Raw genomic sequence first — 25,756 nt, 5'->3', positions numbered from 1 at the left:
AATAGGATGGACTCCATGGAAAGCGCACAGCCCTCGATCTTCTCGCGCATCGTCGCGGGCGAGATCCCGGCCGACATCGTCTACGACGGCGAGCGCATCATCGCGTTCCGCGACATCGCGCCCAAGGCGCCGGTGCACCTCCTCGTCGTCCCCAAGACCGAGCAGTACCGCGACGTGACGGAGCTCGCCGCCGGCGACCCCGCGCTCCTCGCCGAGATCGTGTCCGTCGCGAAGCGCCTCGCCGCCGAGGCGGGAGGCGACTTCCGATTGGTCTTCAACACCGGTGCGGGCGCGGGACAGACCGTGTTCCACGTGCACGCCCACGTACTGAGCGCCGGCCCCGGCGGGTCGCTCGAGGAAGGAAGCCTTGCCGACTAGCGAACCGATGCCCGAGGCGGGCGCCGCGTCGAACGGGGCCGCCGAGGCGCGTCTGCACGTCGACGGCGTCCAGATGGTCCGTCTGCTCGGGCCGCAAGACCGGCTCCTGACCACGCTGGAGCGGCAGTACCCGCTCGTCAGCGTGCACGTGCGCGGCAACGAGATCACCTTGAGCGGCGACGCGACGCAGGTGGAGGCCGCCCGGCGGCTGCTGGAGGAGCTGCTGCAGCTCGTCCGCAACGGGCAGGACATCAGCCCGGCCGAGGTCACCACGTCGGCCAAGATCCTCGACAACGACAACGCCACGAGTCTCGCGGACGTGCTGGGCCAGGCGATCCTGACCACGCGCGGCAAGACCATCCGGCCCAAGACGCTCGGGCAGAAGAAGTACGTCGACGCGATCGACGAGAGCACCATCGTGTTCGGCATCGGCCCGGCCGGAACGGGCAAGACGTACCTCGCGATGGCGAAGGCGGTGCAGGCCCTCCAGCGCAAGGAGGTCAACCGCATCATCCTGACGCGTCCGGCCGTCGAGGCCGGGGAGCGCCTCGGCTACCTGCCCGGCACGCTCACGGACAAGATCGACCCCTACCTCCGCCCCCTGTACGACGCGCTCAACGAGATGATGGATCCGGAGCTCGTGCCCAAGCTGCTCGCGGCCGGCACGATCGAGGTCGCCCCGCTCGCCTACATGCGCGGCCGGACCCTGAACGACTCGTTCATCATCCTCGACGAGGCGCAGAACACGACGCCCGAGCAGATGAAGATGTTCCTCACCCGGCTGGGCTTCGGCTCGCAGATGGTTGTAACGGGCGACATCACGCAGATCGACCTCCCGAACGCGGCGAGCGGTCTGCGGCTCGTGACGCGCGTGCTCAAGGGCGTCGACGACATCCACTTCGCGCAGCTGACCAGCGAGGACGTCGTGCGCCACACCCTGGTCGGCCGAATCGTCGACGCGTACACCGAGTACGACGCCAAGCAGCAGGCGCGTCTGTACGAGCGCGAGAAGGCCGCCGAGTTCGCCAACCGCGCCGAGCGCCGCGGTGCGGCGCGCGACCACCTCCCGAAGCGACGATAGGGCCGCCATGAGCATCGAGATCAACAACGAGTCCGCGATCGAGGTGGACGAGGCCGCGCTCCAGCGCCTCGCCGCGTACGCGTTCGACATCATGCACGTCCACCCCGACGCCGAGCTCGCGATCGTGCTCGTCGACGAGGCCGCGATGGAGCAGCTGCACGTGCAGTGGATGGACGAGCCCGGCCCCACCGACGTCCTCAGCTTCCCGATGGACGAGCTGCGTCCCGGCACCGAGGAGGAGCCGTCGCCCGCCGGGCTGCTCGGCGACGTCGTGCTCTGCCCGCAGGTGGCGCAGGTGCAGGCCGAGACGGCCGGGCACACCCTGATGGACGAGCTGCTCCTGCTGACGACCCACGGCATCCTGCACCTGCTGGGCTTCGACCACGCGGAGCCGGCCGAGGAGCGCGAGATGTTCGGGATCCAGCGCGACATCCTGGTGGGCTTCGCCCGCTACGACCGACAGCGCTAGGAGGCACGATGCTCCCGGCGCTGTTCTTCATCGTCGCGTTCGTCCTCGTCGCCTTCGGCGGTCTGATGGCCGCCGTCGACTCCGCCCTCGGGGTGCAGTCGCGCGGTGACATCGCCGACTTGGCGGAGACCTCCCGGTCGAAGAAGGCGCTGCTGGCGATCTCGGAGGACCCGGGCCCGTACCTGAACGCGGTCAACTTCAGCCGCATCATCGCGGAGACCACGGCCGCCGTGCTCGTCACGCTCGCCTTCGAGCAGATCTTCGACGAGTGGTGGATCTCGCTGATCCTCGCCGCGCTCATCATGACGGGCGTGTCGTTCGTGCTGGTCGGCGTCAGCCCGCGCAGCGTGGGACGCGCCAACTCGACCGTGCTGCTGCGCACCACGGCGGGGCTCGTGCGCTTCGTGCGCGTCGTGCTCGGCCCCATCCCGGGCGGACTGGTCGCGCTCGGCAACCGGGTGACGCCGTCCCGCGCGCGTTCGGCGCCGGTCACGAGCGAGGAGCAGCTGCTCAGCATCGTCGACGAGGCCGCCGAGTTCGACGTGCTCGAGGAGGACGACCGGGAGCTCATCCACTCGATCTTCGAGTTCAGCGACACGGTCGTGCGCGAGGTGATGATCCCGCGCACCGACATGATCGCCCTCGACACGTCGGCGGGTCTCGGCACGGCGATGGGCCTGTTCTTCAGCAAGGGCGTCTCGCGCATGCCTGTCATCGACGGCGATCCCGACGAGGTCGTCGGCGTGCTCTACCTGCGGGATGTCGCCAAGCTCAGCTTCGAGCGCCCGCTCGGCGCCGACGAGCTGACGATGGGGGAGATCGCCCGCCCGGCGCTCTTCGTCCCGGAGTCGCAGAAGGCGGACGCCCTGCTGCGCGAGATGCAGCGGGAGTCGAACCACCTGGCGATGGTCGTCGACGAGTACGGCGGTATCGCGGGCCTCGTCACCCTGGAGGACCTCATCGAGGAGCTCGTGGGCGACATCTCCGACGAGTACGACCACGAGGTCGAGCTGGTCCAGCCGCTCGGCGAGGGCCGCTACCGCATCGCGACGCGCCTCCCGCTCGACGACCTGGGCGAGCTGTTCGACCTGGAGATCGACGACGACGACGTCGACAGCGTCGGCGGCCTCATCGCCAAGGCCCTGGGCCGTCTGCCCGAGGTCGGCTCGACGGTGTCGATCGAGGGGCTCCGGTTCACGGTCGACCGCATCGAGGGCCGCCACAAGCACGTCAGCACCGTCCTGGTCGAGCGCGACACCGCGCTCCTCCCGGCGCCCGACGACCGCGTGCTCGCGCACCGGTCGGACGAGAAGCGCCAGAAGCACGACAGACACGAGAAAGAAGTACGCCCGTGACCGAGTACCACGCCGGATTCGTGTCGTTCGTCGGCCGCCCGAACGTCGGGAAGTCCACGCTCACCAACGCCCTCGTGGGCGAGAAGGTGGCGATCACCAGCTCGAAGCCGCAGACGACCCGCCGCGCCATCCGCGGCATCGTGCACCAGAAGAACGGCCAGCTCATCCTGGTCGACACCCCCGGCATCCACCGCCCCCGCACCCTGCTCGGCGAGCGTCTCAACACGCTCGTGCAGTCGACGCTCGGCGATGTGGACGTGATCGGGTTCTGCGTGCCCGCCGACGAGAAGATCGGCCCGGGGGACCGCTTCATCAACGAGCAGCTCGACGACTACCCGTCGGCGAAGAAGGTCGCGATCGTCACCAAGATCGACAAGGCGAGCCGCCCGCAGGTCGCGCAGCAGCTGCTCGCCCTCGCGGAGCTGCGGGAGTGGGAGGCCATCGTGCCGATCTCCGCCACCAGCGCCATCCAGCTCGACACCCTCACGGGCGAGCTCATGAAGCTGCTCCCGTCGTCGCCCGGCCCGCTCTACCCGGAGGACGCGATCACCGATGAGGGCCTCGAGGACCGCATCTCGGAGTACATCCGCGAGGCCGTGCTGGAGGGCGTGCAGGACGAGCTCCCGCACTCGCTCGCCGTCACGATCGACGACATCGTGGAGCGCGACGACAAGGACCTCGTGGAGGTCTACGCCAACCTGTTCGTCGAGCGCGACAGCCAGAAGGCCATCGTCATCGGCAAGGGCGGCAGCCGCCTGCGGGATGTCGGAGCGGCCGCGCGGGTGCCGATCGAGGCGCTGCTCGGACGCCACGTCTTCCTGTCGATCCGCGTGAAGGTCGCGAAGGACTGGCAGCGCGACCCGAAGCAGCTGGGGCGTCTCGGCTTCTGACGCGCGCCGTACATCCGGAGGATGATTCGCGCGTCAGGATGCGGCTCCGGCGCGGCCGGGACCGTACCGTAGAGGCATGCCCGACCGCACCCGCCTCCTGAGCGCGCTCGCGCCGCACCGCTGGGTGCTGGAGCCCGCCGTCGCGGTGCTGCTGTTCGTCTCGTGGCTGCTGGCCGGTCTGCCGACCGCTCTCTCGGGGCTCGCCGTGCTGTTCTACTGCGCGGCCGTCGCCCTGTCGCGGGTGCTCCCGGGTGTGGCGCTCGGGATCGTGTGGGTCGCCATCCTGCTGGAGCTGACCGAGCCCGATCCGTTGCCGGGCGCCTTCCGCGTGATCGGCAGCGTCGCGGTGTTCGCCACGGTCTTCGGGATCGCGGCCCACGGCGGGCGGGTGCTCCGCTGGTTCGCGTTCGGCTCGGCGATCCTGCTCGGGCCGGCGATGGCGTACCTGTTCACGGTGCGCGGCGAGCTCAAGTTCCTGCAGTTCGGGCCGGTGATCGCCGGGTACTACACGAGCCAGGGCGTCGGGCTGCTGCTCATGAGCCTCCTGATGATCGTCGCCTTCCTGATCGCCTGGCTGCTCGGTTACCTCGTCGCCCGCCAGCGCGCGTTCGAGCCGGCCGGAGCCACGACGGGCGGGCAGACCCAGCGCGGATCGGTGCTGGTCTGGCTCGCCTCGTCGGGCGGGGCGACCGTGACCGAGGAGGATCCGGACCGGCCCCGGCTCGTACGGCGCCTCAGCCGCACGGAGCTGACCTTCGATATCGCCGGCGCGGCGGCGTTCGCGGTGGTGTGCCTGCTGATCGACTCGGCGAACGTGTTCGGCGCCACCCTCGACGGCAGCCGCTCCGGCGTGGTCGTGCTCGCCGTGTTCACCGTGGCTGTCGCCTTGCGGCGCATGTCCCCGGCCGTCGCGCTCTCTTTCGCCTGGCTGGCCGCCGTCATCCAGATGACGACGGGCAACACCATCCTGGCGAGCGACCTCGGTGTGCTGCTGGTGCTCTACGCGACGGGTGCGTACGGCGACAGGGTCGTGCGGTGGGTCGGTCTGGTGTCCTCCGGTCTCGGCGCCCTGGTCGCCGCGCTCTACCTGTCGGTGACGGCCGCGCTCGCCCAGGGCTACTTCGATCTGCTGTCGTCGGCGATCACGAGCATCGCCCTGCAGTTCGCGTTCCTGTTCGTCGTCAGCGCGACGGTCCTCGGACTGTCCTGGGTGCTCGGCCTGCTCATGCGCACCTGGCGCGCGGCGCGGTTCTCGCGCTACGCCCAGACGATCGCCGAGCTCGACCGCAACCGGGCGGAGGAGGTCGTCGTCGTCGAGCAGGAGCGCACGCGCATCGCGCGCGACATGCACGACGTCGTCGCCCACTCCCTCGCGGTCGTGATCGCGCAGGCCGACGGCGCCCGCTATGCGCGGCACGCCGACCCGGAGGCGGTCGACCAAGCGCTGACGACCATCGCTGCGACGGCCCGCTCCGCGCTCGGCGACGTGCGCATCCTGCTCGCCGAACTGCGGCAGTCGCAGCCGGAGGGCCCGCAGCCGGGGCTCGACGACGTCGTCCAGACGGTCGATCAGATCCGCGCGGCCGGCCTGCCCGTCGTGCTCGAGCGGATCGGCTCGCACGACGGGCTCGGCTCCGCGCAGCAGATCGCCGCGTACCGCATCGTGCAGGAGGCGCTCACCAACGCGCTCCGGCACGGCGACACCTCCCAGCCCGCCATCGTCGTCCTGGCCGAGGCCGCTCCCGCCGACGGCGGACCGGGCATCGTCATCACCGTGAGGAACACCATGAAGCACCCGTCCACCGAACAGTCCTCGACCGGGATGCTCCCGCGCATCGGGCACGGCCTGCCCGGGATGCGGGAACGCGCCTCCCTCGCCGGCGGCACGCTCTCGGCGGGGCCGGCCGACGGCGTCTTCGTCGTCTCGGCCTTCCTCCCGGCCGGAGGAGCCGCGTGACCGGCGGCGAGAATGCGCCGATCCGCGTGCTCCTGGTCGACGACCAGGCGCTGTTCCGCGCGGGTGTGCGGATGCTCGTGTCGTCCCAGCCCGACCTCGCCTTCGTCGGCGAGGCCGCGAACGGCCAGGAGGGCGTCGAACTGGCCCGCACCGCCGCACCGGACGTCGTGCTCATGGACATCCGCATGCCTGTCATGGACGGCATCGCCGCCACCGGCACGATCATCGCCGAGGCGGAGCGGGAGGGGCGCACGCCGCCCCGCATCGTCGTGCTGACCACCTTCGACCTCGACGAGGCCGCTGCCCGTGCGATCCGCGCCGGCGCGAGCGGGTTCGTGCTCAAGGACGCCGAGCCGGAGTTCCTGCTCGCCGCGATCCGCACGGTCCACGCGGGAAGTGCGGTGATCGCCGCCGGCGCCACCCGCGAACTCTTCCAGTACTTCTCCGAAGGCCGGGCCGAACGCCCGCAGCCCGTCGAGTTCGCCACCCTCACCGCCCGCGAGCGCGAGATCTTCGTGCTCGCCGCGCGCGGCCTCAGCAACGCCGAGATCGCCGGCTCCGAGTTCCTCAGCGAGGCGACGGTCAAGACCCACATCAGCCGCATCCTGTCCAAGCTCGGCCTGCGCGACCGCGTGCAGATGGTGGTCTACGCGTTCGAGCACGGGTTGACCGGGGGCGCGGGGGCGTAGCCGCGAATCATCCTCCGGAGGGATGGCGGATGGGTCCCCAGCGCGATCCGCCGGCGGCCGCGCCTTCCTAGCGTGGAGGTATGACTGAGACCACTGCTCCCGTCGCCCGCGTCGAAGCGGCGACGAAGACCTACGGATCGGGGGCCGGCCGGGTGGCCGCGCTCGACGGCGTGACCATCGGGATCCCCGCCGGCCGGTTCACCGCCATCATGGGGCCGAGCGGTTCGGGCAAGTCCACGCTCATGCACGTGATGGCCGGGCTCGACACCGTGACCAGCGGGCGCGTCTTCCTCGGCGACACCGAGATCACCGCGATGCCGGACCGGGAGCTGACCCTCCTGCGGCGGCGCCGCGTGGGCTTCGTGTTCCAGTCGTTCAACCTCGTGCCGACGCTCGACGTGCAGGGCAACATCCTGCTGCCGTTCGAGCTCGACGGGCGCAAGCCGACGCCGCCGCAGCGCGAGTGGATCGACCACCTGGTCGAGTCGCTCGGCCTCGGGGCTCGCCTGACGCACCGGCCGCACGAGCTCTCGGGCGGGCAGCAGCAGCGGGTCGCGATCGCGCGGGCGCTGGCGACCCGGCCCGACCTGATCTTCGCGGACGAGCCGACCGGCAACCTCGACTCGCGCACCGGGCGCGAGGTGCTGGCGGTGCTGCGGGAGGCGGCCCACACCTACGGCCAGAGCATCGCCATGGTGACGCACGATCCCGTCGCCGCCAGTTTCGCCGACCGCATCGTCTTCCTCGCCGACGGCCGTGTGGTCGCCGAGCGGGAACGCTCGTCGGCCGAGGAGATCTCCGCCTACATGCTCGGGATGGAGGCGCTCGCGTGATCCGGGCGTTCCGTGCCAACGCGCGCGAGCACCGCGCGAGCATCCTCGTCGCGGCGTTGAGCTCCGCGTTCGGCGTCGCCCTCCTCGCGTGCACGAACGTGCTCAGCGCGTACATCGCGGCCAGCGACTTCGGCGAGAGCACGACCGTCCAGATCGCGCTCTCGGTCGTGTCCGGCATCTTCTTCGTCATCGCGGTCTACGTCGGCGCGATCGTCACGACCAACACCTTCGCGACGATCATCGCCGGCCGCACCCGCACGATCGCCCTCCTGCGGCTGATCGGGTCGAGCGCGCAGGCGCAGCGCCGGTCCGTCGCCGGCGAGGGCTTCGCCGTCGGAGTCATCGGCGCAGTCGCCGGGGGAGCGGGAGCGGCTGCGCTGTCCCTGCTCGCCACGCGCCTGCTCACGCTCACCGGACCGCTCCCGGATGTGCCGTATCCGGTTCTCACCCCGTCCCTGCTCGTCCCGGTGATCGTCGTCGTGCTCACGACCTGGCTCGCGTCGTGGATCGGCAGCAGGCGGGTGCTGAGCGTCTCGCCGGTGCAGGCGCTGGGCGCCGCGCAGGAGCGTCCGGCCGCGGCCGTCCGCAGCCGCGGCCGCGCGGTCGTCGCCCTCGTGCTCATCGCCCTCGGGGCGGCGCTGCTCGCGCTCGGCGTGCTCTTGGGCCTCGGCACCTTCGCGGGCGTTGGCGCTCTCGCCGGACTCGGACCGTACGGCGTGCTCGTCGCGCTGCCGGGCGGCATCCTGTCGTTCACGGGCATCGTGCTCGCCGGCCCGATCTTCCTGCCCGTCGTCCTGCGCGGCGTCGGGATGGTGCTCGGACGCGGTGCGGCCTCGCGGCTCGCCGCCGCCAACGCGATGCGGAACCCGGAGCGCAGCTCGCGCACGGCGATCGGGCTCGTCATCGGGGTGACCCTCGTCACGATGTTCGTCGTCGCCGCGCAGTCGTGGCTGGAGATGATCCACCGTGCCGCCGCATCGGAGCCCGAGGCCTACGCGGGGGTTGAGAATATCCTCACCGTCACGATGGTGGTCTTCAGCGTGCTCGTCGGCTTCTCCGCCGTGATCGCGGCGGTCGGGGTCGTCAACAGCCTGGCCCTCAGCGTGCTCCAGCGGGCGCGCGAACTCGGCCTCCTGCGCGCGCTGGGCTTCACCGGCGGGCAGGTGCGCCGGATGATCCTGTCCGAGAGCGTGCAGATCACCGTCGCGGGCGTGGTCACCGGGCTGCTGCTGGGATGCGTGTACGGCTGGGCCGGTGCACAGTCGCTGCTCGCCGGCATCCCGGGTGGCGGGTTCGTCATCCCGGTGCTGCCGTGGGCGTACCTCGCGCTGGTGGCAGGAGCGGGAGCCGTGCTCGCCGTGCTCGCGTCGCTGGCGCCGACGCGCCGGGCCACGCGGATCACCCCGGTCGCCGCCCTCGCCGTCGACTAGCCCCTCCGAATTCCCTGAACCTGAGCACTGCTCCAGCCCTGCACCACCTGTGCCCCGGATAATGGCAGCGCACCGAGGAGAGGACCCGCCCTGAACTGGCTCATGACGCTGAGGATCGACAAGCCGCCGTTCCTCGTCACCCTCGACGTGATCGCGGCGCTGCTCGCCCTCTACCTCCTGGTGCGCCCCACCGGCCGGCGGATGGTCGCGGGGCTCATCGCCGCCGTCGGCGGGGGCCTGCTCGGCTGGCTGATCGTGTGGCTCGCCGACGACGTGTACAACGTCTTCGGCGTCGGGCTGACGCCGGTCACGACGATGTGGGCCGTGCTCGGCTTCGCCGGGGTGAGTCTCGCCATCGCGAACCTGTTCCGTTCCCGCTGGTGGCGCAAGGCGATCGCCGTCGTCAGCATCCCGGTCTTCCTCGCGACGGCGGGTGCGGGCGTGAACGTCGACTTCGGCGCGTACCGTGATCTGAACGACGCACTGGGGGTGGTGCCGTACGGGGCCCTCGACCTCCACGCGGAACGGGGGGAGGTGCTCGACATCGGAACGGACTACGCCTCGACGGCGACCCCGGGGGCGACGGTGCCCGCGAAGGGCCAGGTCGGCACGGTGCGGATCCCGGCGACGGAATCCCGCTTCCCGGCCCGCAAAGCCGTCGTCTACCTGCCGCCGATCGCGCTGACGGCGAACCCGCCGGCGCTCCCTGTGCTGTACGCGCTCTCCGGCCAGCCCGGCGCGCCAGCGGACATGTTCACCGCAGGACACCTCGCACCGGCGATGGATGCGTTCGCCGCCGAGCATGACGGCTACGCGCCGATCGTCGTCGCCGCCGACCAGCTGGGCGGTCCGGGCCGCAACCCGATGTGCGTCGACTCGCGCGCGTACGGCGACTCGGCCACCTACCTGCTGAAGGACGTCCGCACCTGGGTCTCGTCGCACCTCCGGGTGAGCAGCGACCCCGCCGCCTGGGGAGTGTTCGGCTACTCGCAGGGCGCGACCTGCGCCGTGCAGTTCGCGACCGGGCATCCCGAGCTGTTCGGATCCGCCCTCGCTTCGTCCAGCGAGCTCGGCCCGACCCTCGGCGACCGCGCCCAGACGATCGCCACCGGTTTCGGCGGCTCGGCGGCGGCCTTCGAGGCGGCGCAGCCCCTCGCGATGATGGCGGCCCACGAGCCGTACAAGGATTCCACCATCGTGTTCGGCGTCGGCCAGAACGACGCCAAGTACACCGCGTATGCCCGCACCCTGGATGCGGCGGCCACGAAGGCCGGGATCCACAGCGAACTGCTCATCTCGCCCGGCACCGCCCACGACTGGAACACGGTGAGACACACGCTGGCCGACGGCTTCCCGGCCATCGCGCGGCAGATGGGACTCGAACGGTGAGCGACGAGCAGGGAAACTCCACCGTGCCCGCCGAGCGGCCCCGCGAACCGCTCCCGCTGACCGGGACCCTGGCCGTGCAGACGGGGGAGCGTCCGCTCCAGCGCATCGGCCGCATCATCGCGCGCTACCCGTTCACGCTCGGCGTCACCGTGCTCGTGCTCGTGCTGGCGTTGGTCACGGGCCCGCTCCACGGCCCGCACCGTCCGCTGCGGATCTGGGTCGGCACAGGCGCCGCGCAGATCGCGGACGGTCACTGGTGGTCGCCGCTGACCGCCGTCCTGTTCACGAGCGACCTCGCCGAGCTCATCCTCAGCCTGCTGCTCCTCCTGTTCCTCGTCGGCGCCTCCGAGCACCTGATGCGCACCTGGCGCACGGCGCTCGCCTTCGTCGTGACACCGGTGGTCGGCATCGTCGTCGGCTCCGCGGTCCAGCTCATCGGCAGCCAGACGGGGGAGATGTGGTCGCGCAACGTCCACGGGCTCGTCTCCCTCGACCCCCTGACCGCGATCGGCGGCACGATCATGACGGCAAGCGCGTTCGCGGGCGCGCTCTGGCGCCGCCGCATCCGCGTGCTGACGCTGCTCGTCGCCATCATGTTCGTGCTCTACTCCGGGTTCCCCTCCGACCTGGACCGCCTGCTCGCCGTCCTGACGGGGCTCGCGCTGGGCGCCATCCTCAACCGCGGCGCCCGGGCGCGCGGGTGGCAGCGCTCCTCCCATCACGAAATCCGGGTTCTGCTCGCCTCGGCGGTCGCCGTCACCGCCATCGGGCCCGTGATCGGGCTGCTCACGCGTTCGCGCTACGGCCTCCTGTCGCCGATCGCGCTGCTGTTCAGCGACGACGTCGCGAACCGCGGCAACATCCTCGAGCGCTGCCAGGCGTTCGCCGTCACCCGCGAGTGCGTGCGCGAGATCACGATCGAGCGCATCAACGGGTTCGGGCCGGTGCTCCTGTCGGTGCTTCCACTGCTCGTGCTGCTGGTCGCGGCGTTCGGGCTGCTCCGCGGGCGCCGGTTCGCGGTCTGGCTGGCGGTCAGCGTGAACGGGCTGCTCGCCGTGCTCTCGATGCTCTACTTCGGCATCCTCCCCGTCGCCGGAGGCCACAACGGCCCCGTCTCGCCGCGGTACTGGGAAGTGACGGCGATCCTCGCCATCTCCTCGGCGGTGCCGCTCGTCATGGCGATCCTGCTGATCGTGCTGCGCCGGCACTTCCCGGTGCTGCCGTCGGCACGCGCGGTGCGCCGCTACCTGCTCACGGTCGTGATCGCCGGGGTCGGCCTCGCCGCGCTGTACGTGTTCGTCGGCTGGCTGCAGCGCGACACGGGCTTCACCCGTCCCATCGACATCGGCGACCTCCTGGACGACGTGTTCGAGCGGTTCGTCCCGGTGAGCTTCCTGCGCCGCGAGCCCGTGCAATATCTGCCGACGACGCCGCTGGCCACGATCGTCTACCACAACATCGGCACGCTGTTCTGGCTGATCGCGATCGCCGCGGCGATCCCGCCCATGCTCGGCCGCAGCGTGACGAGGAACCCGGCCGACGAGGTGACCCGTGTCCGCGCACTGCTGACCAGAGGCGGCGGCGACGCCCTCTCGTTCATGGCGACCTGGCCGGGCACCAGCCACTGGTTCGATGGAGCGGACGGTGGAGCGATCGCCTACCGCGTCGTGGGTCGCGTCGCGATCACGACCGGGGGCCCGTTCGGCGCCCCGCCGCCGCACGACGGCACGATCGAGCGCTTCGCCCGGTTCTGCGACGACAACGGCTGGATCCCGGTGTTCTACAGCGTCGAGGACGAGTACGAGCCGCTCTTCGAGCGGATGGGCTGGTCGACGATGACGGTCGCGGAGGAGACGGTCATCCGCCCGCAGAACTGGGCGACGACGGGCAAGAAGTGGCAGGACGTCCGCACCTCCATCAACCGCGCGCAGCGGGCCGGGATCCGCGCCGAGTGGACCTCCTACGCCGCGCTGCCGCTCAGCGCGACGGTGCAGATCTCGGACATCTCGGAGCAGTGGGTGGCCGAGAAGGATCTGCCCGAGATGGGCTTCACCCTCGGCGGCATCGACGAGCTCCGCGACCCGGCGGTGCGGCTCATGCTCGCCGTCGACGAGGCGGGCCGCATCGAAGGAGTCACCAGCTGGCTGCCGACCTGGCGCGACGGGGTCGTGATCGGCTGGACGCTCGACTTCATGCGCCGACGCCCGGGCAGCATCAACGGCGTCATGGAGTTCCTCATCGCCGAGGCGGCCACGCGGATGAAGGCCGACGGGGTCGAGTTCATGAGCCTCTCGGCCGCGCCGCTCGCCCACACCGCGGGCACGCCGGACGCCGAGAAGAGCGGGATGGATCGCATCCTCGGCTATCTGAGCACCTCGCTCGAGCCGGTGTACGGCTTCCGCTCGCTGCTCAACTTCAAGCAGAAGTTCCAGCCCGAGCTGCACCCGCTGATCATGGCCTACCCCGACCCGGTCGCGCTCCCGGAGATCGGCATCGGGCTGGTCCGCGCCTACCTGCCGGACCTGTCGGTGCGTCAGGCGGCAACGCTGGCGCGCGGGCGCTCCTGAGGGTCCGTGGTACCCTCGTTCCTGTGTACGGTCTGCTCCTTCTTAGCTGCCGCGACGAGTCCTAGTTCCGGGCCTCCCTCGTCGCGGAGTTCGTCGTCGGCTCTCCACACCACCCCGCGAGGAGAAAACAGACCATGAAGAACACGCAGGCGCCGAGCGCCATGCCGATCCACAAGTACCGCCCGTTCCATGAGCAGATCCGCGTCGATCTGCCGGACCGCACCTGGCCGGACAACCGCATCACCGTCGCGCCCCGCTGGTGCGCGGTCGACCTGCGCGACGGCAACCAGGCCCTGATCGACCCGATGAGCCCCGAGCGCAAGCGGATCATGTTCGACCTGCTCGTCCGCCTGGGGTACAAGGAGATCGAGGTCGGCTTCCCGAGCGCCAGTCAGACGGACTTCGACTTCGTCCGCAGCCTCATCGAAGAGGGCGCCATCCCGGACGACGTCACCATCCAGGTGCTGACCCAAGCGCGCGAGCACCTGATCAAGCGCACGTACGAGTCCCTCGTCGGTGCCAAGCAGGCCATCGTGCACCTCTACAACTCGACCAGCGTCCTGCAGCGCGACGTCGTCTTCCGCACCGACCAGCAGGGCATCATCGACATCGCGCTGAACGGCGCGCGCCTCTGCCGTCAGATGGAGTCGCTGGTCCCCGGCACCGACATCTACTACGAGTACTCGCCCGAGAGCTACACCGGCACCGAGCTCGAATTCGCCGCCGACATCTGCAACCAGGTCATCGAGATCTTCGAGCCCACACCGGAGCGCAAGGTCATCATCAACCTGCCCGCCACGGTCGAGATGGCGACGCCGAACGTCTACGCCGACTCGATCGAGTGGATGTCGCGCCACCTGAACCACCGCGAGAACGTCATCCTGTCCCTGCACCCGCACAACGACCGCGGCACCGCCGTCGCGGCGGCCGAGCTGGGCTACATGGCCGGCGCCGACCGCATCGAGGGCTGCCTGTTCGGCAACGGCGAGCGCACCGGCAACGTCGACCTGGTCACGCTGGGCGTCAACCTGTTCACCCAGGGGATCGACCCGCAGATCGACTTCAGCGACATCGACGGCATCAAGCGCACCGTCGAGCACTGCAACCAGCTGCCGGTGCACGAGCGCAGCCCGTGGGGCGGAGACCTGGTCTTCACCGCGTTCAGCGGCTCCCACCAGGACGCCATCAAGAAGGGGTTCGAGGCGATGGCCGCCGAGGCCGCAGAGGCCGGCAAGGAGGTCGACGACCTCGTCTGGGCCGTGCCGTACCTGCCCGTCGACCCGAAGGACCTGGGCCGCAGCTACGAGGCCGTCATCCGCGTCAACTCGCAGTCCGGCAAGGGCGGCGTCGCCTACCTGCTGAAGACGGACCACGCGCTCGACCTGCCGCGCAAGCTGCAGATCGAGTTCTCCGGCGTCGTGCAGGCGAAGACCGACGCCGAGGGAGGCGAGGTCACCAGCGAGCAGATCTGGGACGTCTTCCAGGACGAGTACCTGCCGGCTCCCGCCACCGAGGCGGACGCCAAGTGGGGCCGCTTCGAGCTCGGCAGCACGTCCACGACGAACGAGTCCGGCGACCACGTGACCCTCACGGCCACCCTGCGCGACGGTGACACCGTCTCCAAGGTCACCGGGGAGGGCAACGGCCCGATCGCGGCGTTCATCGACATCCTGAACGCACGCGGGATCAACGCCCACCTGTACGACTACTCGCAGCACACGCTGTCGGCGAGCGAGTCCGCCCTCGCGGCCGCGTACATCGAGCTCGACGTGGACGGCGTGCGGCTGTGGGGCGTCGGGATCGACGCCGACACGACCACGGCGTCGTTCAAGGCCGTCGTCTCCGCCGTCAACCGCGCCGTCCGCGCCTCGGCCGGGCATGCGGAGAGCGCAGAGCTCGTCAACGCCTGACCAGCGATCACCGGAACGCCGTCCGTCTCGCGGGCGGCGTTCCGTCGTTCCGGGCCGACTCCAGTCAGGCGGACCGGTCCGATGCCCCTGTCAGACGTCCGTGTCGGCGTCGGGCTTGTCGATGCGGTAGCGCGGGATCGCGCCGGTGTCGGTGCGCTCGTCCACGTGGGTCTCGGCCGGGCGGCGGGCGAGCCGCGGCCAGCGCACGCGCGGCAGACGGCCGAGCTCGCGCTGCTCCGGCAGACTCCAGCCGAAGCGCACCGCCAGCAGCCGGATGATCAGCGTGACGACGACGCAGAGGATCGCAGCGATGCTGAGCGGGACGCCCAGGTCGATCAGCACGACGAGCACGACCGTCCCGGCGCCCGCCGCCACCGCGTACAGCGAACCCACGTGCATGAGTGCGATCGGGAGGCTGAGGAGCACGTCGCGCAGGATGGAGCCGCCGACCGCGGCGACTACGCCGACGAAGATCGCGGGCACCTCCGGCAGGCCGAGCGAGAGCGCCTTGCTCGCTCCGATGGCGCCGAACAGGCCGATCGTGAGCGCGTCGAGGAAGGTGATGAGCGGGTCGAGCCTCCGGAAGAGCCGCACGAGCAGCATCCCGAGCAGCGCGGAGACGACGGTCGCCGGCAGGTACCAGTTCGACTGCAGCGCGACCGGCGTGACGTTGAGGAACAAGTCGCGCAGAAGGCCGCCGCCGACGCCGGTCGCGACGCCGATGATCGCGACGCCCAGCAGATCGAGCCGCCGATCCCGGAATCCCGAGGCGAACATCGCGCCCTGGAGGCTGCCGATGCCGACGGCGACGAGGTCGCCCCAGAGGGGGATGGTCAGGGCGGCGGTGGTGCTCACAGTCACTTCTACCACGCGGCGCTGCGCGAGGCTGTCGGCCGGACGAGAGATACTGGACGCGTGCCAACCTACCGGGATGAAGCCGTCGTGCTGCGCACCCACAAGTTGGGTGAAGCCGACCGCATCGTCACGCTGCTGAGCCGGCAGCACGGCAAGATCCGCGCGGTCGCCAAAGGGGTGCGCCGGACGGCCTCCCGGTTCGGGTCGCGACTCGAGCCGTTCATGGTCGCCGACCTGCAGCTCTACGAGGGTCGCACGCTCGACGTCATCACCCAGGCCGAGTCGCTCGGGGCCTACGGCGCCCTGATCGCGGACGACTACGCGAGCTACACGGCCGCGAACGCCATGGTCGAGACCGCCGACCGCCTGACGGATGCCGAGGCCTCCCTCCAGCAGTACCTGCTGCTCGTCGGCGCCCTGCGTTCCTTGTCGCGGCGCGAGCATCCGCCGACGCTGACCCTCGACTCGTACCTCCTGCGCGCCCTGTCCCTGGCCGGCTGGGCACCCAGCTTCCAGGACTGCTCGCGCTGCGGACGGCCGGGGCCCCACGACCACATCGTCGTCCAGCTCGGCGGCGTGGTGTGCCCGGAGTGCGCGCCGAACGGCGCACCGCGGGTCGATCCGGCCACCATCGGGCTGCTCGGGTCGCTCCTGACGGGCGATTGGGTCTCTGCCGAGGCCGCCGACGAATCGACCCGGTCGAAGGCGAACGGGGTCGTCTCCGCCTACACGCAATGGCATCTGGAGCGCGGACTCCGGTCGCTGCAGCACGTGCACCACGACACTCCCACGTCCGCTCCCGCCGCCCGTATCGATGAGAAGGGGAGGGCATGAGCCCCAAGCCCTACACGCACAAGGACGCGGTCGAGTACCGCCCGCTCGACTGGACCGGGGTCTACCCGCCGGCGATCCCGGCCGCGGCGGTGCCGAACCACGTCGCGATCGTGATGGACGGCAACGGCCGCTGGGCCAACCGCCAGGGTTTGACGCGCATCGAAGGGCACCGCGCGGGGGAGGCGTCCTTGCTCGACGTCGTCGCCGGCGCCATCCAGCTCGGGGTCAAGCACCTCAGCGTGTACGCGTTCTCGACCGAGAACTGGAAGCGCTCGCCCGACGAGGTGCGCTTCCTCATGGGGTTCAACCGGGACGTGCTGCACCGCCGCCGCGACCAGCTCAACGAGTGGGGCGTGCGCGTGCGCTGGGCCGGCCGCAAGCCGCGGCTCTGGTCGTCCGTCATCAAGGAGCTGCAGTACGCCGAGCGGCTCACCGCCGGCAACGACGTCCTCACCCTGACGATGTGCGTCAACTACGGCGGCCGCACCGAGATCGCCGACGCCGTGCGCGGCATCGCGGAGGAGGTCGCGGCGGGGCGGCTGAAGCCGTCCGCGGTGGGGGAGAAGACCATCCAGCGTCATCTCTACCTGCCCGACATGCCCGATGTGGACCTGTTCGTGCGCAGCTCGGGGGAGCAGCGCACCTCCAACTTCCTGCTCTGGCAGAGCGCGTACGCCGAGATGGTGTTCCTCGACACGCTCTGGCCCGACTTCAGCCGCACGGACCTGTGGGAGGCCGTCGACCTGTACGCGCGTCGCAACCGCCGGTTCGGCGGCGCCGTCGACACTCCCACCGCCTCGGAGTAGACCCGCGGAATAGTCGTGACGTCGCACGACGTTGGGCCTGATGTGAGCGAACCCATCAAGATCGACATCTGGTCCGACATCGCGTGCCCGTGGTGCTACATCGGCAAGCGCAAGTTCGAGGCCGGCACCGGCCTCTTCGCCGGCGCGGGCGACGGCCGCGACGTCGAGGTCGAGTACCACTCCTTCGAGCTGTCGCCGGACACCCCGGTCGACTTCGACGGCAGCGAGGTCGACTTCCTCGCCGGCCACAAGGGCATCCCCGCCGAGCAGGTCGGGCAGATGCTCGAGCGCGTCGGCGGCATCGCGTCGTCCGTCGGACTCGACTACGACTTCGACAACCTCAAGCACACCAACACCGTCAAGGCGCACGAGCTCCTCCACTTCGCCAAGGCGCACGGCAAGCAGCTCGAGCTCGCGGAGCGCCTCTTCAAGGCCTACTTCGTCGAGGGGGGCCACGTCGGCCGCATCGAGGACCTCGCGGATCTGGCAGCCGAGGTCGGCCTCGACCGCGCCGAGGCCGTCGCCGCGCTGGAGTCGGAGCAGTACCTCGCCGACGTGCGCGAGGACCAGCGCACGGCCACCGAGTTCGGCATCAACGGCGTCCCCTTCTTCGTCATCGACGGCAAGTACGGCGTCTCCGGCGCGCAGGACGCCTCGACCTTCGCCCAGGTGCTCGAGCAGGTCTGGGGCGAGCGCTCGGCGGTGACCGCGTGAGCGGCGCGGCACCCGCGACAGAGGGAGCGCCCACGGCGGATGCACCCGCGCCCTTCACGCTCATCCCGCTCGGCGACGCCTCGGCCGCCGCGTGTGAGGGCGACTCCTGCGCCCTCCCCGCCTGATCTGATCTTCCCAACACGCCGCTCACCACCGCGTGGTGAGCGGCGTGTTGTGACGAGTGGATGGCAGAGCGGCCCGGATGCGCGCGATCGCCTCGTCAGCCCCGTTCGCGAGATGGACGCGGTTCACCCGCACGACGCGCCAGCCCGCGTCCTGGATGCTCGAGAGCCGGTCGATATCCACGCGATACTGGCGGTCGTCGGTCCGGTGCTGCTCGCCGTCGTACTCGATCGCGATGCGGGCCGTCGGGTAGGCGAGGTCGGCGTGATGGCTGCGCTCCGCGGCATGGATGACGTGGTTGACGTTCGGTTCGGGAAGGCCTGCCCGCACGATCGCCAGTCGCAGCACGGTCTCCATCGGGGAGTCGGTGCGCGGCCTCACCAGCGGCAGTGCCTGGCGCAGACGTCGGATGCCGGGTCGTCCCGAGGCCGCATCGACGGCCTCCTGGAGCGCGGAAAGGTCGCTGACCGGGCGCACCCGCCGCAGGAGCGCGTCGCCGACGATCACGAGGTCGTCCACCTCCAGCATCGAGGCGAGCTCCACCCAGGACTCGACGGGCTCGGCGACAGGGAGGTCGTCATGGCGGACCGGTCGCACGACATCCAGCTGGTGGCCGACGACGCCGGTGCGACGCATCGCGCGCGCGGGGCGGGGCGCCGACACGTGGAGCCGGTCGAGCGTTCGCGTCGGCACCGGAAGTCCGTGAAGTGCGGCTGCCGTCGAGTGACTGAACATGGCGTGGTCGGGGAGGAGCGGGCACAGAGCGCGGCAACGTGCCGTCAGCTCACCGTCGCTCGAGCGAGGATGAGCGCGCACGCCGTGGAAGGGGCGCGCGAGGTCCGAGCGCCGGAGGCGGGACGGCGAGACGCCGGCGGTGCGAGCGGACGCGACCGTGAACGGCTGGGTCCGGAATTCGGTGGGCAATGTCGATGGCTGCATCGCGCCACCCTGCCATCCGCGCCGCCCCGCCGGGACGGTTCTCCACAGGCCCGCCATCCAGTCGTCACGACATGCCGTCTGTGGAGCGGACGGGACGGCGTGTTGCGGCGACCAGTTGACGGTGGAGTGCCGGCGCGGGCTACTCGGGATCGGTGATGTCGGCGACGGTGGCGTCGTAGGCGCGGATGACCTCGTCGGCGTCGACGAAGAGGGAGGACCCGTGCTCGCCGGCGCCCATGGAGACGCGACGCCCGGCGATGGACGCGTCGGCGACGACGGGCCACGCCGTGGTGCTGCCGAACGGCGTGATCGTGCCGCGTTCGTAGCCGGTCGCGGCCAGGGCGACCGAGGCGTCGGGGAGCTGGAGCTTGTTGACCTGGAGCAGCGCGCGCAACTTGGGCCAGGAGATCTTGCGGCCGCCGGGGACGAGGGCGAAGACGAAGGTGTCGTCGCTCCGCTTGACCACGAGCGTCTTGACGATGTCGCCGGGAGCGATCCCCAGCAGCGAGGCGGCCTCCTCGAGGCTGCGGGCGGCGGGACGCGCCACGATCTCGATCGGGACGCCACGGGAGGCCGCGTCGGCCTCGACCCGGGCACGCCCGCTCTCCACAGGAGCGCTCGAAGCGCTGATATCCACGGATTCGGGGCTCTCGGCCATGGTTCAGCACGCTTTCTGGGAGAATCGAGTCAGATGTCTACCACTGCCACCCTAAGCCACGCGCCCCAGCTGACCATCGGTCCGCTGGCCCTCGACGTCCCCGTCGTGCTCGCACCGATGGCCGGGATCACGAACACCGCGTTCCGCCGGCTCTGCCGCGAGTACGGAGCGGGCCTCTACGTGAGCGAGATGATCACGTCCCGCGCGCTCGTCGAGCGCACCCCGGAGTCGCTGCGCCTCATCACCCATCACGAGTCCGAGACGCCGCGCTCGATCCAGCTCTACGGTGTCGACCCCGTGACGGTCCGCGAGGCCGTCACCATGCTCGTCGCCGAAGACCGCGCCGACCACATCGACCTCAACTTCGGCTGCCCCGTTCCCAAGGTCACCCGCAAGGGCGGGGGAGCAGCGCTCCCCTGGAAGCTCGGTCTCTTCCGCGAGATCGTCGAGGGTGCCGTGAAGGCGGCCGGCGACATCCCGCTCACCGTCAAGATGCGCAAGGGCATCGACAGCGACCACCTCACGTATCTGGAGGCGGGCAAGGCCGCCGAGGGTGCCGGGGTCGCCTCCATCGCCCTGCACGCCCGGACGGCGTCCGAGTTCTACTCCGGCCACGCCGACTGGTCCGCCATCGCGACCCTCAAAGAGACGATCACCTCCACGCCTGTGCTCGGCAACGGCGACATCTGGTCGGCCGCCGACGCTCTCCGCATGGTGGACGAGACCGGCTGCGACGGCGTGGTCGTCGGCCGCGGCTGCCTCGGGCGCCCCTGGCTCTTCGGCGACCTGGCCGCGGCATTCCACGCGCGCGCCGGACTGATCTCGGCCGAGGAGGCGGAGCGTGCACTCGCGCACCCGACCCTCGGCGAGGTGGCGGCGGCGTTCCGCAGGCACGCGGAGCTGCTCGTCGAGTTCTTCGACAGCGAGGAGCGCGGCTGCCGCGACATCCGCAAGCACGTCGCCTGGTACTTCAAGGGTTACCCGGTCGGCGGCGACCTGCGCGCCAGCCTGGCGACCGTCGACACCCTCGCGCACCTGGACGACCTGCTCGCCACGCTCGACGGCGACCAGGAGTACCCGGGAGAAGCGGCGGAGGGTCAGCGCGGACGCGCCGGGTCGCCGAAGCGGACCGCGCTGCCCGACGGGTGGCTGGACAGCCGGGAGGTCGACGGCGCGCAGCGCGCGGAGGTCGCCGAGGCGGAGGTGCACAACAGTGGTGGATAGCGTGATCGCCCGCACGGGCTCGCCCGTGGACGGCCCGGCCGACGAGCTCGGCTACACGGACCGCGACCGGGACCGCTGGCTTCCCGAGCAGCACGCGAGCCGCCGCAGCGACTTCGCCCGAGACCGCGCACGCCTGCTCCACTCGAGCGCGCTGCGCCGCCTGGCGGCGAAGACCCAGGTGCTGAGCCCGACGGCCGGACTCGACTTCGCCCGCAACCGGCTCACGCACTCCCTCGAGGTGGCGCAGGTCGGCCGCGAGCTGGCCGCGAGCCTGGGCCTCGACCCCGACGTCGTGGACACCGCGTGCCTCGCGCACGACATCGGGCACCCGCCCTTCGGGCACAACGGCGAGCGGGCGCTGAGCGCCTGGTCGGCCGACATCGGCGGCTTCGAGGGGAACGCGCAGACCCTCCGGCTGCTCTCGCGGCTCGAGCCCAAGGTGTTCGGCCGGGACGGCCGCCCCTACGGCCTGAACCTGACGCGGGCCAGCCTCGACGCGAGCTGCAAGTACCCGTGGCCGGCGACCTCCTCCGTCGCCGACCCGAGCGGCCGCGCGAAGTTCGGCTTCTACGCCGACGACGAGCCGGTGTTCGCCTGGCTGCGGGAGGGGGCTCCCGAGCGCCAGCAGTGCATCGAGGCCCAGGTCATGGACCTGTCGGACGACATCGCCTACTCGGTGCACGACTTCGAGGACGCCATCGTCAACGGGTACATCGACGTGGCCGCCCTCGGCAGCCGGGTCGACCACGACGACCTCGTGAGCTCGATGTACGAGTGGGTGGGCGGCGAGATCGGCCACGACGACCTGATCGCGGCGTTCGACCGGCTCGACAGCCTCGACATCTGGATCGACACCTGGGACGGCAGCCGGCGCGCGCAGGCCCACCTCAAGAACCTCACCAGCCAGCTGATCGGCCGGTTCGCGCACGCGGCGGTGCACGCCACGAAGGCGGCCTCCGGCAGCAGCGGGCTCATCCGGTTCGGCGCCGATGTCGTCGTGCCGGACGAGATCCGCGCCGAGATCGCGGTGCTCAAGGGCATCGTCGCGACGTTCGTCATGTCGCGCAACACCCGGCAGCCGATCTATGCGCAGCAGCGGGAGATCCTCACGGCCCTCTCCGACACCCTCTACGAGCGCGGGGAATCCGCGCTCGACCCGGGTTTCGCGGAGGACTGGCGGCTCGCACGCAGCGACGCGGAGCGCAAACGAGTGGTCGTGGACCAGGTCGCGAGCCTGACCGACCAGTCCGCGCTCAGCTGGTTCGAACGACTCGTTCAGCACTGACGCGGCGCGCGGGCTTGTATACCCGTCGCCGGTGCAGAATGCTTGAGGTCACGGCATCGGAAGGACATCAATGAGTACCCCACAGCCCCCGTCGAGCGGAGACCGCCCGGACGAGGCAGACCTGTCCGCACCGGTCGAGCCGACGGCGGATGCAGCACCCGATGCCGCATCGCCCGCAGCGCCTGCACCCGCCGCAGCGGCCGAGCCCGCCGTGAAGAAGGGGCCTGCGCCGCGCAAGCCGCCGGTCAGGAAGTCGCCCGCAACGAGCGCGGGCAACTCCGACGCGGCCACGACGACCGCCGCAAAGGCGACCGCCGCTAAGACGACGGCAGCGAAGACCACGCCGGCCACGCCCAAGGCGACGACACCGAGGACGACCACGCCGCGCAAGCGCGCCAGCAAGCCCGCACCACCGTCGCCCGTCGGCGAGGCCCCCGGGATCATGGACGCGACGCTCGGCACGTCCACCCCGCTCGCGGGCACGACCGGAGCGCAGGCGACGAGTGCGGAGGCGGCGCCCGCCTCGGCTGCATCCGCTCCCTCGGCCCCGGCGACCTCTTCGGCCTCGCCCGCTTCTTCGGCCTCCCTGACTCCGGACGCACCCGCCCCGGCGGAGGCTGCGACGACCAGCGCCGGCACGACCGCGCAGCCCGGTGCGGCGCCCGCAGCCGAATCGGCGACCTCCACCGCGGTCACGGAGGAGGCGCCGGCCGCAACCGCAACGGCCCCGGCCGGTGCGCTCCCGGGAACGGAAGCGCCGGTGACGGACGCACCGGCAACGGAAGCACCGGGAGCCCACGTGCCGCCGACCGGAGCCGCGCAGACGGCACCGCAGGCCGAGGCACCGCGGGCCGACGCCCCGCAGGCCGACGCCCCGCAGGCCGACGCCCGCGGAGCCGAGGGCCCGCGCCGCACCGTCGTCGACTTCGCCGACCGCCTCGACGACTCCCGCTTCTTCTCCGCCCTGTTCGACTTCACCTTCACCAGCTACGTGACCCGCCGCCTCGCCGGCCCCGTGTACGTGGTGGGACTGGTGCTGATCGCCCTCGGCATCCTGGTCGGGTTCTCGCAGAGCCTCGCGATCGCGGTCTCCACGCAGTCGCCGGCCGGAGCGTTCGCGTTCCTGCTGGGTGTGCTGGTGACGCTGGTGGCGGCCGTGATGGCCGTCCTGCTGCTGCGGGTCGGCATCGAGGTGTTCGTCGCGATCATCGAGATCGCCCAGAACACGCGCGGCCGACGGCGCCCGCCGCGCGACTGAGTGGGCCCGGTTCGCGCCTCCCGCGAACCGGAGTCGGTGCGGCTCACTAGAATCGAGGTATGGCAGGCCGGATTCGACAGAGCGACATCGAAGAGGTCAAGTCACGCACCAACATCGGCGACATCATCGGCGACTACGTCAGCCTGAAGACCGGCGGTGTCGGCGCACTCAAGGGGCTCTGCCCCTTCCACGACGAGAAGAGCCCCAGCTTCTACGTGCGCCCGGGCGTCGGTCGCTACCACTGCTTCGGCTGCGGCGAGGGCGGCGACGTCTACGAGTTCCTCCTCAAGATGGACCACGTGTCGTTCACCGACGCGGTCGAGCGTCTCGCGGGCCGGATCGGCTACCAGCTGCACTACGAGGAGGGCGGCGGGCCCGCCGAGAGCGGCGGCGGCAACCGCGCACGGCTCCTCGCCGCCAACAGTGCGGCCGAGGAGTTCTTCCAGGACCGCCTCACCGCACCCGACGCGGAGCCCGGCCGCCGCTTCCTCGGTGAGCGCGGCTTCGACGCCGCCGCGGCCGCACACTTCGGCGTCGGCTTCGCACCCAAGAGCTGGGACGAGCTGACCAAGCACCTCCGCGGAAAAGGCTTCACCCAGGACGAACTCGTCGCCGCCGGACTCGTGTCGCAGGGCGACCGCGGCGTCTACGACCGCTTCCGCGGCCGCCTCGTCTGGCCCATCCGCGACGTCACCGGCCAGACCATCGGCTTCGGCGCCCGCCGCCTGCTCGACGACGACAAAGGTCCGAAGTACCTCAACACCCCGGAGACGGCTGTCTACAAGAAGGCGCAGGTGCTTTACGGCCTCGACCTCGCCAAACGCGACATCTCCCGCAACGACCAAGTGGTCGTCGTCGAGGGCTACACAGACGTGATGGCGTGCCACCTGGCCGGCATCACGACGGCCGTCGCGACCTGCGGCACCTCCTTCGGCATCGACCACATCAAGGTGATCCGCCGTGTGATGGGCGACGACACCAGCCAGGGCTCCGTCATCTTCACCTTCGACCCGGATGCGGCGGGCCAGAAGGCCGCGGCCCGCGCCTTCGGCGAGGAGCAGCGGTTCTCGGCCCAGACCTACGTCGCGGTCGGTCCCGACGGCCTCGACCCCTGCGATCTCCGGCTGGCGAAGGGCGACGACGCGGTGCGCCGGATGATCGACGCCAAGAAGCCGATGTTCGAGTTCATGATCCGCCAGGTGGTCGAGCGCTTCGACCTCGACAGCGTGGAGGGGCGGTCCGGGGCGCTGCGCGCGGGCGCGCCGATCGTCGCGACGATCCGCGACCCCGCCTCGCAGAACGGCTACATGCGCGAGCTGGCGCGGCTCTCCGGCGCCGACCTCCAGGATGCGGTGCGCGCCGTCCGTTCGGCACAGCGCGGGTCCCGCAGCGACCAGCCGGGCCGTGGCCCAGCGGACACGACGGGTCGCGACGACGCCCCGATGCCCGTCCCGGCCGCCGACCCGAACGACCCCACCCAGCGCACGGAGCGCGAGTGCCTGATGGTGCTCCTCCAGCTGCCGGGGGAGATCGGCGCCGAGCGGGCATCCCGCGCCGTGCAGGTGCCGTTCGTGAACCCGACCCATGCCGTCGTGCGCGACGCCATCGCCACCCAGCTGACGACGATGACCGAGCCGGGCTGGGTGGAGCGTGTGCTCGCCGAGGTCCCCGCGGCCTACGCGCCGACGGTCAACGGCCTCGCCGTCGCGGCGCTGCCGCAGGCCGGGGGAGACCTCGGCCGCTACGCGCGGTCCATCCTCGATGGCCTGATCGACCGCGATCTGCTGCGCGAGAAGGCCGAGCTCACGTCCCGGCTCGCGCGGACCGATCAGAAGGAGGCCGAGCTCCGTCGCTCCCTCCAGATCGCGCTGTCGTCGATCGACCAGGAGCGCATGCGCCTGCGCGCCGAATAGCCGCACAGGGCCCGCGACGGATTCCGTCCCGCTGTGCGCGGATGAGCGGCGAAATGTTGCGCGCACGTAAAGAATTCGGTCCGATCCGCTCCTCGATACCCGCCTCACGCCCGATCCATGCTAGGAAATGGGTACGCGATTCGGCATCGAGGCTCTCGTGTGCCTCGCCGTGTCGGCTGTCCCACACCAGGAAGAGGTA

At 70.9% G+C, this 25,756-nt stretch carries 22 protein-coding genes; 19 read left to right on the top strand and 3 right to left on the bottom strand.

Features of this window, described 5'->3' with window-relative positions:
- The first annotated feature begins 15 nt into the window (after window positions 1-15).
- From HNR14_RS18745 to leuA, 12 genes are all read left to right on the top strand, one after another.
- Entirely contained in the window at window positions 16-378 is a 363-nt protein-coding gene (locus HNR14_RS18745) for a histidine triad nucleotide-binding protein (protein ID WP_039920889.1), read from the top strand.
- 7 nt (window positions 379-385) lie between these two features.
- Window positions 386-1,459 carry a PhoH family protein gene (locus tag HNR14_RS18740; protein WP_179702747.1) on the top strand — a complete coding sequence of 358 codons (1,074 nt, stop codon included), beginning with the start codon at window positions 386-388 and terminating at the stop codon, window positions 1,457-1,459.
- 7 nt (window positions 1,460-1,466) lie between these two features.
- Complete coding sequence (gene ybeY / locus HNR14_RS18735) at window positions 1,467-1,928, top strand: rRNA maturation RNase YbeY (RefSeq protein WP_021757122.1); 462 nt, start codon at window positions 1,467-1,469, stop codon at window positions 1,926-1,928.
- Between the two features lie 8 nt (window positions 1,929-1,936).
- Window positions 1,937-3,283 carry a hemolysin family protein gene (locus HNR14_RS18730; protein ID WP_021757120.1) on the top strand — a complete coding sequence of 449 codons (1,347 nt, stop codon included), beginning with the start codon at window positions 1,937-1,939 and terminating at the stop codon, window positions 3,281-3,283.
- The gene (era, locus tag HNR14_RS18725) at window positions 3,280-4,173 is read left to right on the top strand and encodes a GTPase Era (protein WP_179702190.1); all 894 of its coding nucleotides are present in this window, start codon (window positions 3,280-3,282) and stop codon (window positions 4,171-4,173) included. The genes HNR14_RS18730 and era overlap by 4 nt, the downstream gene beginning before the upstream one ends.
- A 76-nt stretch (window positions 4,174-4,249) precedes the next feature.
- Window positions 4,250-6,130, top strand: a complete 1,881-nt coding sequence (locus HNR14_RS18720; protein ID WP_179702189.1) for a sensor histidine kinase — start codon at window positions 4,250-4,252, stop codon at window positions 6,128-6,130.
- Window positions 6,127-6,819, top strand: a complete 693-nt coding sequence (locus HNR14_RS18715) for a response regulator (RefSeq protein ID WP_179702188.1) — start codon at window positions 6,127-6,129, stop codon at window positions 6,817-6,819. The genes HNR14_RS18720 and HNR14_RS18715 overlap by 4 nt, the downstream gene beginning before the upstream one ends.
- An 80-nt stretch (window positions 6,820-6,899) precedes the next feature.
- Complete coding sequence (locus HNR14_RS18710) at window positions 6,900-7,652, top strand: ABC transporter ATP-binding protein (protein ID WP_179702187.1); 753 nt, start codon at window positions 6,900-6,902, stop codon at window positions 7,650-7,652.
- Window positions 7,649-9,082, top strand: coding sequence for an ABC transporter permease (locus HNR14_RS18705; RefSeq protein ID WP_343064538.1), 1,434 nt, complete (start codon window positions 7,649-7,651; stop codon window positions 9,080-9,082). The genes HNR14_RS18710 and HNR14_RS18705 overlap by 4 nt, the downstream gene beginning before the upstream one ends.
- A gap of 102 nt (window positions 9,083-9,184) precedes the next feature.
- A complete protein-coding gene (locus HNR14_RS18700) occupies window positions 9,185-10,471 on the top strand; it encodes an alpha/beta hydrolase (protein ID WP_218875076.1) in 1,287 nt (428 codons plus the stop codon).
- A complete protein-coding gene (locus HNR14_RS18695; RefSeq protein ID WP_343064537.1) occupies window positions 10,468-13,038 on the top strand; it encodes a bifunctional lysylphosphatidylglycerol flippase/synthetase MprF in 2,571 nt (856 codons plus the stop codon). The genes HNR14_RS18700 and HNR14_RS18695 overlap by 4 nt, the downstream gene beginning before the upstream one ends.
- 134 nt (window positions 13,039-13,172) lie before the next feature.
- Complete coding sequence (gene leuA, locus HNR14_RS18690) at window positions 13,173-14,948, top strand: 2-isopropylmalate synthase (RefSeq protein ID WP_179702186.1); 1,776 nt, start codon at window positions 13,173-13,175, stop codon at window positions 14,946-14,948.
- A 90-nt stretch (window positions 14,949-15,038) separates the two neighbouring features.
- Here leuA and HNR14_RS18685 read toward each other — a convergent pair whose 3' ends face one another.
- The gene (locus tag HNR14_RS18685) at window positions 15,039-15,803 is read right to left on the bottom strand and encodes a trimeric intracellular cation channel family protein (RefSeq protein WP_338092003.1); all 765 of its coding nucleotides are present in this window, start codon (window positions 15,801-15,803) and stop codon (window positions 15,039-15,041) included.
- Window positions 15,804-15,863: 60 nt separating this feature from the next.
- On the opposite strand from HNR14_RS18685, the gene recO reads away from it, so the two are divergent.
- The 3 genes from recO to HNR14_RS18670 are packed head-to-tail and all read left to right on the top strand — an operon-like array spanning window position 15,864 to window position 18,157.
- Window positions 15,864-16,637: a DNA repair protein RecO gene (gene recO / locus HNR14_RS18680; protein WP_179702184.1), complete on the top strand. Its 774-nt coding sequence runs from the start codon at window positions 15,864-15,866 to the stop codon at window positions 16,635-16,637.
- Window positions 16,634-17,443: an isoprenyl transferase gene (locus HNR14_RS18675; RefSeq protein WP_179702183.1), complete on the top strand. Its 810-nt coding sequence runs from the start codon at window positions 16,634-16,636 to the stop codon at window positions 17,441-17,443. Before recO ends, HNR14_RS18675 begins: the two co-directional genes overlap by 4 nt.
- A 42-nt stretch (window positions 17,444-17,485) precedes the next feature.
- Window positions 17,486-18,157: a DsbA family oxidoreductase gene (locus HNR14_RS18670; RefSeq protein WP_039924387.1), complete on the top strand. Its 672-nt coding sequence runs from the start codon at window positions 17,486-17,488 to the stop codon at window positions 18,155-18,157.
- Window positions 18,158-18,304: 147 nt separating this feature from the next.
- On the opposite strand, the gene HNR14_RS18665 is transcribed toward HNR14_RS18670, so the two are convergent.
- Together HNR14_RS18665 and HNR14_RS18660 are read right to left on the bottom strand one after the other, a co-directional pair.
- Window positions 18,305-18,973: an endonuclease domain-containing protein gene (locus HNR14_RS18665; RefSeq protein WP_179702182.1), complete on the bottom strand. Its 669-nt coding sequence runs from the start codon at window positions 18,971-18,973 to the stop codon at window positions 18,305-18,307.
- A 385-nt stretch (window positions 18,974-19,358) separates the two neighbouring features.
- Complete coding sequence (locus HNR14_RS18660; RefSeq protein WP_179702181.1) at window positions 19,359-19,877, bottom strand: aminoacyl-tRNA deacylase; 519 nt, start codon at window positions 19,875-19,877, stop codon at window positions 19,359-19,361.
- A gap of 33 nt (window positions 19,878-19,910) precedes the next feature.
- Here HNR14_RS18660 and dusB point away from each other — a divergent pair, with 33 nt between their 5' ends.
- The 4 genes from dusB to dnaG all read left to right on the top strand — a co-directional run bounded on the left by dusB (window position 19,911) and on the right by dnaG (window position 25,557).
- The gene (gene dusB, locus HNR14_RS18655) at window positions 19,911-21,101 is read left to right on the top strand and encodes a tRNA dihydrouridine synthase DusB (RefSeq protein WP_021765680.1); all 1,191 of its coding nucleotides are present in this window, start codon (window positions 19,911-19,913) and stop codon (window positions 21,099-21,101) included.
- A gap of 4 nt (window positions 21,102-21,105) precedes the next feature.
- Entirely contained in the window at window positions 21,106-22,386 is a 1,281-nt protein-coding gene (locus HNR14_RS18650) for a deoxyguanosinetriphosphate triphosphohydrolase (protein ID WP_343064569.1), read from the top strand.
- 70 nt (window positions 22,387-22,456) lie between these two features.
- Entirely contained in the window at window positions 22,457-23,644 is a 1,188-nt protein-coding gene (locus tag HNR14_RS18645; RefSeq protein WP_179702180.1) for a DUF4282 domain-containing protein, read from the top strand.
- A gap of 59 nt (window positions 23,645-23,703) precedes the next feature.
- The gene (gene dnaG / locus HNR14_RS18640; RefSeq protein WP_179702179.1) at window positions 23,704-25,557 is read left to right on the top strand and encodes a DNA primase; all 1,854 of its coding nucleotides are present in this window, start codon (window positions 23,704-23,706) and stop codon (window positions 25,555-25,557) included.
- The last annotated feature ends 199 nt before the right edge of the window (window positions 25,558-25,756 follow it).

The sequence above is a fragment of the Leifsonia naganoensis genome (assembly GCF_013410615.1).
Classification (GTDB): Bacteria; Actinomycetota; Actinomycetes; order Actinomycetales; family Microbacteriaceae; genus Leifsonia; species Leifsonia aquatica.
The sequence above is the reverse complement of the archived record's forward strand: the minus strand, read 5'-3'. Positions and strand labels throughout refer to the sequence as shown.

Excerpts from the sequence above, each read along its gene's own strand:
- leuA (WP_179702186.1), top strand. The coding sequence starts at position 13,173 with ATGAAGAACACGCAGGCGCCGAGCGCCATGCCGATCCACAAGTACCGC.
- HNR14_RS18710 (WP_179702187.1), top strand. The coding sequence starts at position 6,900 with ATGACTGAGACCACTGCTCCCGTCGCCCGCGTCGAAGCGGCGACGAAG.
- HNR14_RS18720 (WP_179702189.1), top strand. The coding sequence starts at position 4,250 with ATGCCCGACCGCACCCGCCTCCTGAGCGCGCTCGCGCCGCACCGCTGG.
- dusB (WP_021765680.1), top strand. The coding sequence starts at position 19,911 with ATGTCTACCACTGCCACCCTAAGCCACGCGCCCCAGCTGACCATCGGT.
- HNR14_RS18745 (WP_039920889.1), top strand. The coding sequence starts at position 16 with ATGGAAAGCGCACAGCCCTCGATCTTCTCGCGCATCGTCGCGGGCGAG.
- HNR14_RS18740 (WP_179702747.1), top strand. The coding sequence starts at position 386 with ATGCCCGAGGCGGGCGCCGCGTCGAACGGGGCCGCCGAGGCGCGTCTG.
- HNR14_RS18660 (WP_179702181.1), bottom strand. The coding sequence starts at position 19,877 with ATGGCCGAGAGCCCCGAATCCGTGGATATCAGCGCTTCGAGCGCTCCT.
- ybeY (WP_021757122.1), top strand. The coding sequence starts at position 1,467 with ATGAGCATCGAGATCAACAACGAGTCCGCGATCGAGGTGGACGAGGCC.
- dnaG (WP_179702179.1), top strand. The coding sequence starts at position 23,704 with ATGGCAGGCCGGATTCGACAGAGCGACATCGAAGAGGTCAAGTCACGC.
- HNR14_RS18730 (WP_021757120.1), top strand. The coding sequence starts at position 1,937 with ATGCTCCCGGCGCTGTTCTTCATCGTCGCGTTCGTCCTCGTCGCCTTC.
- HNR14_RS18675 (WP_179702183.1), top strand. The coding sequence starts at position 16,634 with ATGAGCCCCAAGCCCTACACGCACAAGGACGCGGTCGAGTACCGCCCG.
- HNR14_RS18645 (WP_179702180.1), top strand. The coding sequence starts at position 22,457 with ATGAGTACCCCACAGCCCCCGTCGAGCGGAGACCGCCCGGACGAGGCA.
- HNR14_RS18700 (WP_218875076.1), top strand. The coding sequence starts at position 9,185 with ATGACGCTGAGGATCGACAAGCCGCCGTTCCTCGTCACCCTCGACGTG.